Origin of the sequence: Actinoplanes utahensis, assembly GCF_016862455.1 — a bacterium.
Taxonomy (GTDB): domain Bacteria; phylum Actinomycetota; class Actinomycetes; order Mycobacteriales; family Micromonosporaceae; genus Actinoplanes; species Actinoplanes utahensis.
Genome location: NZ_BOMZ01000041.1, coordinates 60,652 through 72,634, shown reverse-complemented (window position 1 = coordinate 72,634; position 11,983 = coordinate 60,652). Strand labels below are relative to the sequence as shown.

10 protein-coding genes are annotated in these 11,983 nt (G+C 71.9%); 6 read left to right on the top strand and 4 right to left on the bottom strand.

Translation table 11 applies throughout. The features are described from left to right. Both Aut01nite_RS15280 and Aut01nite_RS15275 read right to left on the bottom strand, forming a co-directional pair. Nucleotides 1-600 (bottom strand): hypothetical protein (locus Aut01nite_RS15280; protein WP_204037535.1); only part of this gene is annotated, 600 nt, incomplete at its 3' end. Further along, nucleotides 597-1,469, bottom strand: coding sequence for an ABC transporter ATP-binding protein (locus Aut01nite_RS15275; RefSeq protein ID WP_043523527.1), 873 nt, complete (start codon nucleotides 1,467-1,469; stop codon nucleotides 597-599). The genes Aut01nite_RS15275 and Aut01nite_RS15280, both read right to left, overlap by 4 nt. A 146-nt stretch (nucleotides 1,470-1,615) precedes the next feature. Here Aut01nite_RS15275 and Aut01nite_RS15270 point away from each other — a divergent pair, with 146 nt between their 5' ends. The 3 genes from Aut01nite_RS15270 to Aut01nite_RS15260 all read left to right on the top strand — a co-directional run bounded on the left by Aut01nite_RS15270 (nucleotide 1,616) and on the right by Aut01nite_RS15260 (nucleotide 4,958). After that, the gene (locus tag Aut01nite_RS15270; RefSeq protein WP_052163380.1) at nucleotides 1,616-2,113 is read left to right on the top strand and encodes a GVDTG sorting domain-containing protein; all 498 of its coding nucleotides are present in this window, start codon (nucleotides 1,616-1,618) and stop codon (nucleotides 2,111-2,113) included. 8 nt (nucleotides 2,114-2,121) lie between these two features. Continuing rightward, complete coding sequence (locus Aut01nite_RS44605) at nucleotides 2,122-2,949, top strand: class F sortase (RefSeq protein ID WP_083998591.1); 828 nt, start codon at nucleotides 2,122-2,124, stop codon at nucleotides 2,947-2,949. A 158-nt stretch (nucleotides 2,950-3,107) separates the two neighbouring features. Beyond that, nucleotides 3,108-4,958 carry a pectate lyase-like domain-containing protein gene (locus Aut01nite_RS15260; RefSeq protein WP_043523525.1) on the top strand — a complete coding sequence of 617 codons (1,851 nt, stop codon included), beginning with the start codon at nucleotides 3,108-3,110 and terminating at the stop codon, nucleotides 4,956-4,958. A gap of 14 nt (nucleotides 4,959-4,972) precedes the next feature. Here the strand turns inward: Aut01nite_RS15260 and Aut01nite_RS15255 are convergent, their stop codons facing one another. Further along, nucleotides 4,973-5,389 (bottom strand): universal stress protein, encoded by a 417-nt coding sequence (locus Aut01nite_RS15255; RefSeq protein WP_161790597.1) that lies wholly within the window; start codon nucleotides 5,387-5,389, stop codon nucleotides 4,973-4,975. Nucleotides 5,390-5,447: 58 nt separating this feature from the next. Between Aut01nite_RS15255 and Aut01nite_RS15250 the strand changes: the two genes are divergently transcribed. From Aut01nite_RS15250 to Aut01nite_RS15240, 3 genes are all read left to right on the top strand, one after another. Next, a complete protein-coding gene (locus Aut01nite_RS15250) occupies nucleotides 5,448-6,812 on the top strand; it encodes an APC family permease (RefSeq protein ID WP_043523524.1) in 1,365 nt (454 codons plus the stop codon). A gap of 386 nt (nucleotides 6,813-7,198) precedes the next feature. Further along, nucleotides 7,199-8,596 carry a helix-hairpin-helix domain-containing protein gene (locus Aut01nite_RS15245; protein ID WP_152628552.1) on the top strand — a complete coding sequence of 466 codons (1,398 nt, stop codon included), beginning with the start codon at nucleotides 7,199-7,201 and terminating at the stop codon, nucleotides 8,594-8,596. A gap of 245 nt (nucleotides 8,597-8,841) precedes the next feature. Continuing rightward, nucleotides 8,842-9,084, top strand: a complete 243-nt coding sequence (locus Aut01nite_RS15240) for a hypothetical protein (protein ID WP_043523522.1) — start codon at nucleotides 8,842-8,844, stop codon at nucleotides 9,082-9,084. 408 nt (nucleotides 9,085-9,492) lie between these two features. On the opposite strand, the gene Aut01nite_RS15235 is transcribed toward Aut01nite_RS15240, so the two are convergent. Beyond that, the gene (locus Aut01nite_RS15235; protein ID WP_161790596.1) at nucleotides 9,493-10,554 is read right to left on the bottom strand and encodes a hypothetical protein; all 1,062 of its coding nucleotides are present in this window, start codon (nucleotides 10,552-10,554) and stop codon (nucleotides 9,493-9,495) included. Nucleotides 10,555-11,983 lie beyond the last annotated feature (1,429 nt).

The following is an 11,983-nucleotide window of genomic DNA, read 5'->3' as shown; positions in this document are numbered from 1 at the left end:
GTCGGCGGTCAGGTCGCGGTACAGGGCCCACACGGCGACCGGGACCACCGCCGCCGTCCAGGCGAGCAGGTGCAGCAGGCCCTGCGGGTCACCGCCCGCGGCGAACATGTAACTGGCGAACGGCAGCCCGCGGTCCATCCGGTTGATCAGGCCCTCCGCGAAGAGCACCCAGCCGAACCCGCCGGCCACCAGCCACAACGGCCGCCGCACCACCGTCGCGCACAGCACCCCCAGCACGGCGATCAGCGGCGCCACCCGCAGCGTCGTCAGGTAGTGCGCCGACTGGCCCTCCAGGAACAGCGCGATCCCGCTGACCGCCACCAGCACACTGCCGAGCAGGGCCGCCACCAGGCACTGCGCGGCCAGCACCAGCCACCGCCGGGGCCGGGCCAGATAGAGCAGGATCGCGGTGCGGTGCTGGTGGTGCTGGGCGACGACGGTCACGGCCAGACCGAAGGCCCCGCCACCGGCGAACAGCGACCACGCCACCCGGTCCAGCCAGCCGCTCAGCGCCGCCACCACGGCGAACCCGACGAGTGCCAGCCAGGACGAACGCAGCGACAGGCTCCGGTAGAACTCGCTGCGGAAGACGGCGATCATCGGGCCTCCGCCACGCTCATGAAGATGTCCTCGAGGTGCTGGGTCTCGGCCACCAGCTCGTAGATCGGGACCCGTAGGTGGAGGGCGATGTCACCGGCCTGCTCGGGCGTGATCCCGGCGACGAGCAGCACGTCGCCGTCGACGGAGACGGTCGCGCCGTACTGCTCGTACCCCTGCGCGAGCCGCAGTTGATCTCCTCCGCGGATCCGCAGCCGCGAGGCCCCGGACAGCTCGGTCATCGGCCCGGCGGCCAGGATCCGGCCCTGCCCGATGATCACCACGTCGTCGACCACCTGCTCCAGTTCGGCCAGCAGGTGGCTGGAGATCAGCACGGTGCCGCCGCCGGCGGTGTGCGCCCGCATCAGCTCGCGCAGCCAGCCCATGCCGGGCGGGTCGAGGCCGTTCGCCGGTTCGTCGAGGACCAGCACGTTCGGCTCGCCGAGCAGGGCCGTCGCGACGGCGAGCCGCTGCCGCATGCCGAGCGAGTAGTCACCGGTCCGCTTGGCGGCGGCGTGCTCCAGGCCGACGTACTCCAGCAGGCCGCTGATCCGGTTCCGGGCCAGGCCGCCGAGCAGGGCCTGGGTGACGAGATGGGCGTACCCGGTCTGGCCCGGATGGCTGAGTCCCTGCTCCAGGACCGCTCCGACATGCCGCAACGGGTGGTCCAGATCGCGGTACCGTGAGCCGTTGATCAGCGCGGCGCCGCGGGTGGGTCTCGCCAGGCCGAGCAGGATCCGCAGGGTGGTGCTCTTGCCCGAGCCGTTGAGGCCGAGCAGGCCGGTGACCCGCCCCGGCGCGGCGGTGAACGTCACGTCCCGGACGGCGTCCACCCGGCCGTAGGTCTTCGTCAGTTCCCTGATCTCGATCATCGCCGGGCATTCTGCACACCCGGGTCAAGGCCGCCGATCCCTGCAGCGAGACCGTCCGAAGTGTCCGATCACGGATAGAGGGGTGCGCGCGCACGCTTCGCGCACTAGCCTGTCCCACCACGGTCTCCGCTCGGCGGAAGGACGCCATGGCCGCGAACGGCTCCCCATCGCACCGCGCCTCGGACGCACGCCGAAACCGGCTGATCGCCATCGGGGCGGGGATCCTGCTGGCGATCATCCTGCTGTTGTCGCTGCTGGCGTACTGCACGAACCGGAACGACCCGCCCCCGACGGCCGGCGGTCCGAGCAGCAGCGCGCCGAGCCAGCCGGATTACCTTCCCGGCGAGCCCGGCTCACCCAGCCCGGGCGCCTCGCCGGGTGGAGGCGGCCCCGGCGGTGTCAGCCCCGGACCGGGCGGCGGCGGGCCGGGTGAAGGTGGACCGGTGGGCGGACCGTCGGACGAGCCCACCACCGCGGAGCCCACACCGGTCCGGTCCCCGACGCCGTCCGGCGGCGTCGACACCGGTGGTGGCGGCCTGCTCTCCGGGCAGCGGGTCGCGCTGCTGGTGACGGGTGGGTTCCTGTTGATCGCGGCGGCCGGCGCGGCGGCGTACGCGCTGCGCAAGCCCCTGCACCACCGCTGAACCGCGCCATGCCCACCATCGACGACCCCCGCATGACCCCGGTCCTTCCGCCGCCGCGGATCCGGGATCGCCGGGCAGCGGCGGTCGCCGCGGTGCTGGCGCTCCTGGGCGGCCTGACCATCGCTCTCGGCCTGCGCACCGAGGACGGCATACCGCCCCCGGCGGCGCTGGCGGCGGCCCCGCCCGCGTCCACGGCCCCCGCTCCGCCGGCTTCGCCTTCGCCTTCGCCTTCGCCTTCGCCTTCGGCGAGCGTTCCTCCGCCGGGTGGTTCTTCGTCGAGCGTCCTCCCGTCGGCGGGTCCTTCGCCGGCGGGAACCGGGCCCACGGCGGCGACCGGGCCCACAGGGACGAAACCGGCGGGAGCGGGACCGGCGGGGATGAAGGCGTCGGTGCCGGTGCGGCTCGAGATCCCCGCCATCGACGTGGACACCGCGATCATGCCGCTCGGCCTGCGTGACGACGGCACCCTGGAGGTTCCCCCGGTACGCGGCGACGCGCCCGCCGGCTGGTACCGGCACTCCCCCACCCCGGGCGAGGTGGGCGCGTCGGTGCTGGCCGGGCACGTGGATTCGGCGCGGGACGGCCCGGCGGTCTTCTACCGGTTGCGCGAGCTGAAGGTGGGCGATGCGGTGGCGGTACGCCGTACCGACCGTTCCGTGGCCCGTTTCCGGGTGACCCGGGTGGCCGTGTATCCGAAGCACGACTTCCCGAGCGGGGACGTGTACACCCACCTGGATCGTCCGGGGCTCCGCCTGATCACATGCGGCGGGACCTTCGACCGGGGTGAGGGCAGTTACCGCAGCAACGTCGTCGTCTTCGCGGACCCGGTTACGTAACCGGTTCCGACCGGCTTTTCGGTCAGTTTGGTTCCGGAACCCGAGGGGTTGGTCCGGTTAAGAGCGGCATGCCGGACAGGTCTGCTTGACATGGCGGTTCGCCGATTGATTCTGTGACGGGCATCATTGCGATCTTGTTACGGAAGGAACCCCTCCGCATGACGAGACTCCGCCGGTCCGCTGCGCCGGCCGTCGCCCTCGGGCTGGCGCTCGCCGCCGCGCCGGGCCTGCCGGCATCCGCGCACGGTGCGGCCGGCACGCCCAGCCTCGGCTCCAACGTCACCGTCTTCGACCCCGGCATGCCGGTCGCCCAGATCCAGGCGACCCTCGACGCGACCTACGCCAAGCAGGTCGACAACGAGATGGGCACGGCCCGGTACGCGTACCTGTTCAAACCCGGCACCTACGGCACCGCCGAGCAGCCGCTGCAGATCAAGGTCGGCTACTACACGGAGATCACCGGTCTCGGCGCGAAGCCGGGCGACGTGGTGATCAACGGCAAGGTGGAGGCGTACAACCGCTGCCTCGGCACCGACCCGGCCAACCCGAACTGCATCGCCCTGGTCAACTTCTGGCGCACCCTGTCCAACCTGACCGTCAACATCAACGGCGCGGGTCAGGACGGCTGCCGGCAGACCGCCAACTTCTGGGCCGTGTCGCAGGCCGTCTCGCTGCGGCGCACCCAGTTCACCGGCGGCACGCTGTCGCTGATGGACTACTGCACGGCGGGCCCGCAGTACGCCTCCGGCGGGTTCATCGCGAACTCGAAGCTGCCGGCCACCACCAACGGCTCGCAGCAGCAGTGGCTGACCCGGAACAGCGAGGTGGAGAGCTGGTCCAACGCGGTCTGGAACCAGGTCTTCGCCGGGGTGAAGGGCGCGCCGAGCGAGGCCGACTTCCCGGCCACGCCGTACACCACCCTGGAGACCACCCCGGTCAGCCGGGAGAAGCCGTTCCTGTTCGTCGACGGCAAGGGCAGGTACCAGGTACGGGTCCCCGCCGCGAAACGCGACACCAGCGGCACCTCCTGGGACGACACCGCCGGCCGCACCCTGCCGCTGTCGGACTTCTACGTCGCCAAGCCCGGCGACTCGGTCTCGAAGATCAACCTGCAGCTGGCCCTCGGTAAGAACCTGCTGCTCACCCCCGGTGTCTACGACATCGCCCGCAGCATCGAGGTGCGCCGCCCGAACACCGTCGTGCTCGGTCTCGGCCACGCCACCCTGACCGCGGTCAACGGCGCGATCCCGATCGACGTGGCGAACGTGCCGGGCGTCGTCGTCGCCGGGGTCACCATCGACGCCGGCCTCAAGGAGTCGCCGGTGCTGCTGCGGGTCGGGCAGAGACACGGCCTCGGCTTCAGCTCCGCGGCCAACCCGACGACGCTCAGCGACGTCTACTTCCGGGTCGGCGGCCCGCACATCGGCAAGACGAACATCGCGCTCGAGGTGAACAGCGACGACGTGCTGATCGACCACACCTGGGTGTGGCGCGGCGACCACGGCGTCGAGGGCTTCACCAACGGCGTCAACGGCGACACCGACCGCTGGCGGACCAACACCGGCCGTTACGGCGCGGTGATCAACGGCGACGACGTGACCGCGACCGGCCTGTTCGTCGAGCACTTCCAGAAGTACAACACGGTCTGGAACGGCGAGCGCGGCACCACCGTGCTCTACCAGAACGAACTACCGTACGACCCGCCGACGCAGGCCGACTGGATGAACGGATCCGTCGAGGGTTACGCGGGTTACAAGGTCGGTGACCGGGTCCGCTCGCACAAGCTCTACGGCGGCGGCGTGTACGTCTTCAACCAGAACAACCCGTCCATCCACACCGAGAACGGGTTCGAGGTGCCGAAGACGCCCGGCGTCAAACTGCACCACATCATGACCGTGAACCTCAGCGCGGGCGTCATCGACCACGTGGTCAACGGCGTCGGCGAGGCCGCGGACATGACGAAGGTGGGCCAGCCGGTCTTCGTGACCGACTACCCCGCGATCCCCTGATCCGCCGCTGGTGGTCACCCGTTCACGGGGCGGGTGACCACCAGCACCGGACGGCCGGCCTTCTCGATCAGGGTCAGCGGCACACTGCCGAGCAACCGCTGCGCGACCACCGGCCGGGCGCTGGAACCGGTGACGATCAGGTCGGCCTTCTGATCACCGGCGAACTTGATGATCTGCTCGGCGGGGCGGCCGGGCAGGACCGTACGCGTCGCCTCGATGCCCGCCTCGGCCAACCGGCTCACCGCAAGCGACGCGGCGTTCTCGGCCCGCTCGGTGTAGACGGCCCGCGGCAGCGGCGCCAGATGTTCGGTCTCCAGCTCGTCCACCGCGACCACCGCGACCGACGCGCCGGTCTGCCGGACCAGGTCGGTGACCGCGTCGGTCACCCACGGCTGCTCGGCCTCAGGATTTGCGGCTAGCACGATATGCATGTCACTCAAGGTACGGGTAACGTCACTTATCCGCAGTGGACCTTTTTCGGGAGCACTCATGGCGGATGTGGCGTCACCGGAAACCGAGCAGCCGACACTCAACCGGGTCATCGGCCCCGCTCTGCTGTTGCTCTTCGTCGTCGGGGACATCCTCGGCACCGGCGTCTACGCGCTGACCGGCAAAGTCGCGAACGAGGTCGGTGGCGCGGTGTGGCTGCCGTTCCTGCTGGCGTTCGTGGTCGCGCTGCTCACCGCGTTCAGCTATCTGGAACTCGTGACGAAATACCCACGGGCCGCCGGGGCCGCGCTCTACACGCACAAGGCGTTCGGCGTGCACTTCCTGACGTTCATGGTGACGTTCGCGGTGATGTGCTCCGGCCTGACCTCGGCGTCCAGCGCGTCGAAGGCGTTCGCCGGCAACTTCGGCGAGGCGTTCGACCTGTCCATCGGCGACGGGTTCGCGCTGACCGCGGTCGCGCTCGGCTTCATCACCCTGGTCGCGCTGATCAACTTCCGGGGCGTCGGCGAGAGCGTCAAGGCCAACGTGGTCCTGACCTGCGTGGAGCTGACCGGTCTGCTGATCGTCATCGGGGTCGGCGCGTGGGCGCTCGGCGGCGGCAACGGCGACCTGACCCGGCTCACCGACTTCAACACCCCGGCCGGCGACAGCGTCGTGCTGTCCGTGACCGCCGGCACCGCGCTCGCCTTCTTCGCCATGGTCGGCTTCGAGGACTCGGTCAACATGGCCGAGGAGACCCGCGACCCGGTGCGGATCTTCCCGAAGGTGATGTTCACCGGCCTCTGCATCACCGGCGTGATCTACGTGCTGGTGGCGATCTCGGCGGTCGCCCTGGTCGCACCCTCGGACCTCGGCTCCGGCGACACCCCGCTGCTCAAGGTGATCGAGGCCGGGGCACCCGCGTTCCCACTCTGGATCTTCGCGTTCATCACCATGTTCGCGGTCGCCAACTCCGCCCTGATCAACATGATGATGGCCAGCCGCCTGCTCTACGGCATGGCCCGGGAACGGGTGCTGCCGTCCGTGCTCGGCCGGGTCCACCGCACCCGCCGCACCCCCTGGGTCGGCATCGTCTTCACCACGCTGATCGCCTTCGGCCTGATCTGGTTCGCCGACCTGGCCGCCCTCGGCGGCACCACCGCACTGCTGCTGCTCTGCGTGTTCACCGTGGTCAACGTGGCCTGCCTGGTGCTCCGCAAGGACCCGGTCGACCACGATCACTTCCGGGCGCCGACCGTCATCCCGGTACTCGGCGCGCTCGCCTGCGCGTTCCTGGCCAGCCCTCTCTCCGGCCGGGCCGGCGCGGACTACCGGGTCGCGGGGGTGCTGCTGGTCATCGGCGTCGGCCTGTGGGCCATCACGTACGCGGCCAACCGGTACGTCCCGGGCGCCATCTCCCGCTGACCGCGCACGGTCTGCGGCGCTGCTCTCACACCATTCTCCGGTACGGGCCACGCAAACGTCCCGTGACTCCCCGCGGCTGCGGCAGGCGTCCCCTCACGACCGTCCCCCGGTGCCACTCATGCATGCCCCGCACCCCCGGCTGGTTAGGGCTGTCTCAGCTGCGCGGAGACAGCCCTAACCAGCCGGCAACCGCACTCCGCGTCTCCCGCCCGTCCGGTCCCCGCGCGGCCGCCGGGTCGACTTCGGCTCCGGTCGTGCACGTGCCGCCCAGGTCCGTGGAACGCCCCTGTTCGACGCCGGTCGACACCCACGTCGTAGCTGCTCAACGCGATGTGGAAAGCTGCCCGCTACCACATGCACCCTCCTCTCCTGTCCGGAGGCCCGATATGGCATCATTCCTCTACTTTGTCGCCGGGCTCGTGATCGGCGTGATAGGCGGCTGGCTGGTGTGGGGACGCCGTTCCGGCTCCGCCACCCCGGCCACCGAATCCGCGCCCGCCGCCGAGACCACCCCGGCCACCGAGTCCGCCCACGCCGTCACCGTCCCCGCAACGATCGCGGCGACCACCTCGGCCGGCTCCTCCCCCGAGCCCGACACATCCGCCGCCGTTTCCCTCGTGGCAGCCTCCACCCCTTCCGACTCCCTCGCGTCTCCGGCCACCTCCAACGGGATTCGCACGGCCGACGCCGCTCCGGTGACCTCGCTGGACACCCCGGCGACGTCGCTGGACACCCCGGCGACCACGCTCGACACCGCGCCGACCTCGCTGGACACCGCGCCGGTCGAGTCGTCTCCCACCGCCTCCGGCCGCGAGCACGAGCGCGACGACGAGCCGGTCGCTGTGAACCCGCCGGTCATCGCGCCCGTCACCGAGAAGCCGGCCGAGACCGAACCGGCCCTTCCGGACGCTCCCGCCTCCGAGGCGCCCGCGGACACCGAGGTGACCGCCGCCAACGAGCCCGCCGCCGTCGTGGACGCCACCGACCAGCCCGCGGACGCCGAAGTGACCGCGACCGACCAGCCCGCCGACGCTGCCGTGGACGCCACCGACCAGCCCGCCCACGCTGCGGTGAACGCCGTCACCGAACCGACCCTGGGCACGGACACTGCTGCGGACGAGCCGACGGACGAGGCCGAGAAGCCCGCCGGAGCACCCGTGGCCGTCGTCAACGAGCCCGCTCCCGTGGACGCACCGGCCCTCGACGAGCCGGCCGCGTTCGCCGAGCCCACGGCCGTCGAGCCCGAGCCGGCCACGATCGCGGCCCCGGTCGCCGAGCCCATCGCCGCCGGCCCGATCGGTGAGACCGAGCCCGTCGCCGCCGCCGAACCGGTTGCCGCGCCCGAGCCCGTCGCCGCCGCCGGCCCGATCGCTGAGACCCAGCCCGTCGCCGCCGCCGAACCGATTGCCGCGCCCGAGCCCGTCGCCGCCGCCGAGCCGGTCGCCGCCGCCGAGCCGGTTGCCGCGCCGGAACCGGTGGCCGCGCCCGAGCCCGTTGTGGCGCCGGAACCGGTCACGTCGGTGCCGGCGGTCATCACCGCCGAGCCGGACCTCGTGGGCACGCCGGCGCCGGTCGCGCAGCCGGACGATCTGACGAAGATTCCCGGTATCGGGCCGAAGGTGGCGATCGCGCTGGCCGCGGCCGGCATCACCACCTACGCGAAGCTGGCCGAGTCCGACGTCATCAGTCTCAAGCAGGCGATCAACGCGGCCGGGATGCGCGGTTCCGCGAGTCTCGCCACGTGGCCGGCGAGCGCCCGCGCCCTGGTCGGCACCCAGAACTGAAGCATCATCAGGGCGTGGCCTCCGACGTGATCACGTCGGAGGCCACGCCCTCTGCTTTCCCCGCCGGCGGTATCGGCCCGGAAACCGCGTCGAGCGTCATCCGGCCGGGCCGAGGGTCGCTGATGCCGCCTGTTGCCCAGGTCACTGGGAAAAGTTGCAAGGTAGGAGTCGCCAGGACGATGTATGCGGCCGTTCGGAAGACGCGGCGGGAACGATCCGAGCCGCGGATCATCAGAGGAGCCAGCATGAACTTCAGCGTCGCTTCCCCCTCGGCCTGGAACGCCCACGCCGCCTACAGCCGCCTGTCGAGCGCCCGCGCCAAGCTCGCCACGGACCAGATGCCCACCGCCGCCGCCCCTGGTGTCATCACCGCGGACCGGGCCGCTGTGGCGAACGCCGAGGCGGAGGTCGCCCGCGTGGTGGCGGCACACGCTGCCGAGGTGGCCCGTTTCCAGCGCAGCGGCCAGTTCCTCGACGTCTACGCCTGACCGGAGCCCGCGGCACGGATCCGGTTTCGGGCGCTCGGGCGGCGTACGACGCAGGCTCGGGGTCGGGCTCTCACCCGCACCGGACGGCCCAGCCGGACACCCATCAGGATCGGACGGCGGGCGGCACCGCTTAGCGGCGGGCCGGTTCATTCCGGTTGCAACCCGTCAGAACCGCCGATCCTCGTCGAACCAACCGGCGGCGCCGTACGGTAACCGAAGGCGTCACTCGAAACGGGCATCGGATCATCGTAGAACCACCGGATCCGGTGATTTCGCGAAGTTCGCCGTGACTATGGCACGTCGCCCGGGACACCATGGATCGATGCCCTTCCACGCCTTGGGATGGGCAACATCACCGCAGGTAGATCGACATGTGCGCGATCCCGGACAGACCGTACGACTTCGAGATCAACAACGCTCCGCTGTCGAATCGCATCTTTTCGTAATCGTCGCGGGGTTTCGTGTCGCGCCTCGGCATCGCACCATGGATGACGGGTGATGCATTCGATGAGCGGGCGACGACTGGCAGTAGTCATTAGCGTCGAGCAGCACGACGACCCCGTGTTGCGCAGATTCTCGGTGCCGTCGGCGGACGTTCCGGCGTTCGTGGACGTGCTCGGGGATCAGGCGCTCGGCGGGTTCGACGTGACGTTCCTGCGAGATCCGGGAGCGCGGGAGGCACAGGCACGGATCGGGTCCCTGTTCGAGGGGCGCGATCAGGACGATTGTGTCCTCTTCTACTTCCGGGGCGTGATGCTGACCGGCCCCGGCGGCAGTCTCCACCTGGCCACCACGGACACGATCATGGGCCGTCCCGCGGACACCGCACTGGACGTCGCCCCGATGGCCGCCCTGATGCAGCAGTCCCGGGCCGGTCAGGCCGTGGTGCTGCTCGACGGCCGGACCGGCGGCCCGGTCGACGCCGGCCACCACTTCCGGGCGGCCCGCTCCGCCGAGTGGCAGAGCCGTGTCGTGATCGCCTCGACCGCCCGGCTCGAACCGCCCACCTTCGCCGGCCTCATCGCCGACGGCGTGACCAGCGGCGCCGCCGACCGCGACCGCGACGGCTGGATCGGGGTCAGCGAACTCTACGACCACCTGCGCGAACGGGACCCGAGCACCCGCCAGTGGGTGTTCGGTTCCGGCCGGCAGCCGTGGCTGGCCCGGGTCCGCCGCCCCGGCAGCGACCAGATGACCCTGATCGCGCAACTGGCCGTCGCTGCCGCCGGCACCGACCTGCCACGCGCCGCCGAGGCCCGCCAGGCCCTGCACAGCCTCGCCCTCGGTGAGGGCCGGGTCGCCGCGGCCGCTTCCGCCGCGCTGCGCCGCACATCGGTGCGCGTGGCCGAGCCGGCGCTGGCGCTCGGCAGCGTCGCCCCGGGCAGCCGCCAGGTCACCGCCGACGTCCCCGTTCAGGGGCCGCCGCTGGTCGGCACGTCCACGGTGTCGGCGTCCGCGGAGGGCCTGCATGCCCGCCTCGACGGCAACGTGCTGCGCGTCGCCTGGTTCCCGACCACCGGCCGCCTGAACGGCACGATCACCATCGACGGCCCCGCCGGAACCGCCACCCTCACCGTGACCGGCGAAGTCACCGCCGACACCTCGACCTCACCGGCCCCGAGCGGCCCGGCACCTACCGGGAACGGTGCTCCGCCCGCCGTTTCCCCACGGTCCGCCGGCGGCCGCCCGCTGGCCGCCGTCCCGCCGCCGCCCAGCGGACCGGCCCTGTCTCCCGGTTCCCCGGCTGAACTGACACCGTCTCCCCGATCCCCCGCTGAGCTGACACCGTCTCCCGGACCCTCGGCAGCACCGACGCCGTCTCCCCGTTCCCCGTCTGAACCGACACCGGCAGGATCTTCCCCGCCACCCGGTCCCGTCCCGGCGCGCCCGGTCTCCGGCCAGCCCTCGTTCCCGCCCGCCCAGCCTTCCGCACCGCACGGCTCCCCCGTCCCGGCAGGCGACGGCTCTCAGTCGGCCGCCACCCCCTTGTCCCCGTCTACCACCCCGGACCCTGCGATCACGCAGCCGCCTTCCCTTAACCCGCAGGTCGGCCAACCGGCTTCCCCTCAGCCACCCGCCACCCCGCCCACGTCCCCGTACTCGTCGGCCGCCACGTCGAGTTCCCCTCACCCGCCGACTTCTCCTCAGCCGCCGGCCGCGCCGCCAGGCTCTCCTCACCCACCGGCCGCGCCGCCCGGATGGAGCAGCGCGCCGGCGTCAACCGGTTGGCCGGGCGGCGACCTGTGGCCGGGCGAATCGCCGTCCGAGGCCGAGGCATGGCCCGATGAAGCACCGTCCTGGCCGGGAGAGTGCACGGCCCAACAGCACGCACCCCAAGCTTGGCCTGCGGAAACCCCGGAAAGCGCCGCCAGAGCCTGGCCTGCCGGTCCGGTGGGCGCCGGTTGGCAGGACGCCTCACGCCAACGACCGGACCCCACCCCGCCTTCGGCAACGGCAGGCGGTCAGCCCGAGGTTTCCGGCATTCCTTTCGGTACGCCCGGAACAGCCCCCCAGAACCCCGACACCCCACCTGGTACGCCCGCCGGCGGACCTCCCGGCCAGGGCCAGGCCCCGCCCGCAGCCCCGGCCTCAGCTCCGGCCCCGCCCGCAGCCCCGGCCCCGCCCGCAGCCCCGGCTCCGGCTCCGGCTCCAGCTCCAGCTCCAGCTCCGGCTCCGGCTCCGGCTCCGGCTCCGGCTCCGGCCAGCACACCGCCGGCCGCCAGTGCTTCGCCATGGGCCCCCATCAGCGGACCGCCGGCCCCGAACCAGTCGACCGGCAGACCACCGGCACCGAGCGCCGCCACCGAACCGGCATCCCCGGACGACATCCGACCGTCGCAGGCTGCCACAACACCTGACGCGCCGCCCGCTGCCCCGGCATGGACCTCAGCCGGTGACT

Bases quoted from the DNA above. Each gene is read 5' to 3' on its own strand.
- Aut01nite_RS15275 (WP_043523527.1), bottom strand. From the start codon at position 1,469: ATGATCGAGATCAGGGAACTGACGAAGACCTACGGCCGGGTGGACGCC.
- Aut01nite_RS15270 (WP_052163380.1), top strand. From the start codon at position 1,616: ATGGCCGCGAACGGCTCCCCATCGCACCGCGCCTCGGACGCACGCCGA.
- Aut01nite_RS44605 (WP_083998591.1), top strand. From the start codon at position 2,122: ATGCCCACCATCGACGACCCCCGCATGACCCCGGTCCTTCCGCCGCCG.
- Aut01nite_RS15260 (WP_043523525.1), top strand. From the start codon at position 3,108: ATGACGAGACTCCGCCGGTCCGCTGCGCCGGCCGTCGCCCTCGGGCTG.
- Aut01nite_RS15255 (WP_161790597.1), bottom strand. From the start codon at position 5,389: ATGCATATCGTGCTAGCCGCAAATCCTGAGGCCGAGCAGCCGTGGGTG.
- Aut01nite_RS15250 (WP_043523524.1), top strand. From the start codon at position 5,448: ATGGCGGATGTGGCGTCACCGGAAACCGAGCAGCCGACACTCAACCGG.
- Aut01nite_RS15245 (WP_152628552.1), top strand. From the start codon at position 7,199: ATGGCATCATTCCTCTACTTTGTCGCCGGGCTCGTGATCGGCGTGATA.
- Aut01nite_RS15240 (WP_043523522.1), top strand. From the start codon at position 8,842: ATGAACTTCAGCGTCGCTTCCCCCTCGGCCTGGAACGCCCACGCCGCC.
- Aut01nite_RS15235 (WP_161790596.1), bottom strand. From the start codon at position 10,554: ATGCAGGCCCTCCGCGGACGCCGACACCGTGGACGTGCCGACCAGCGG.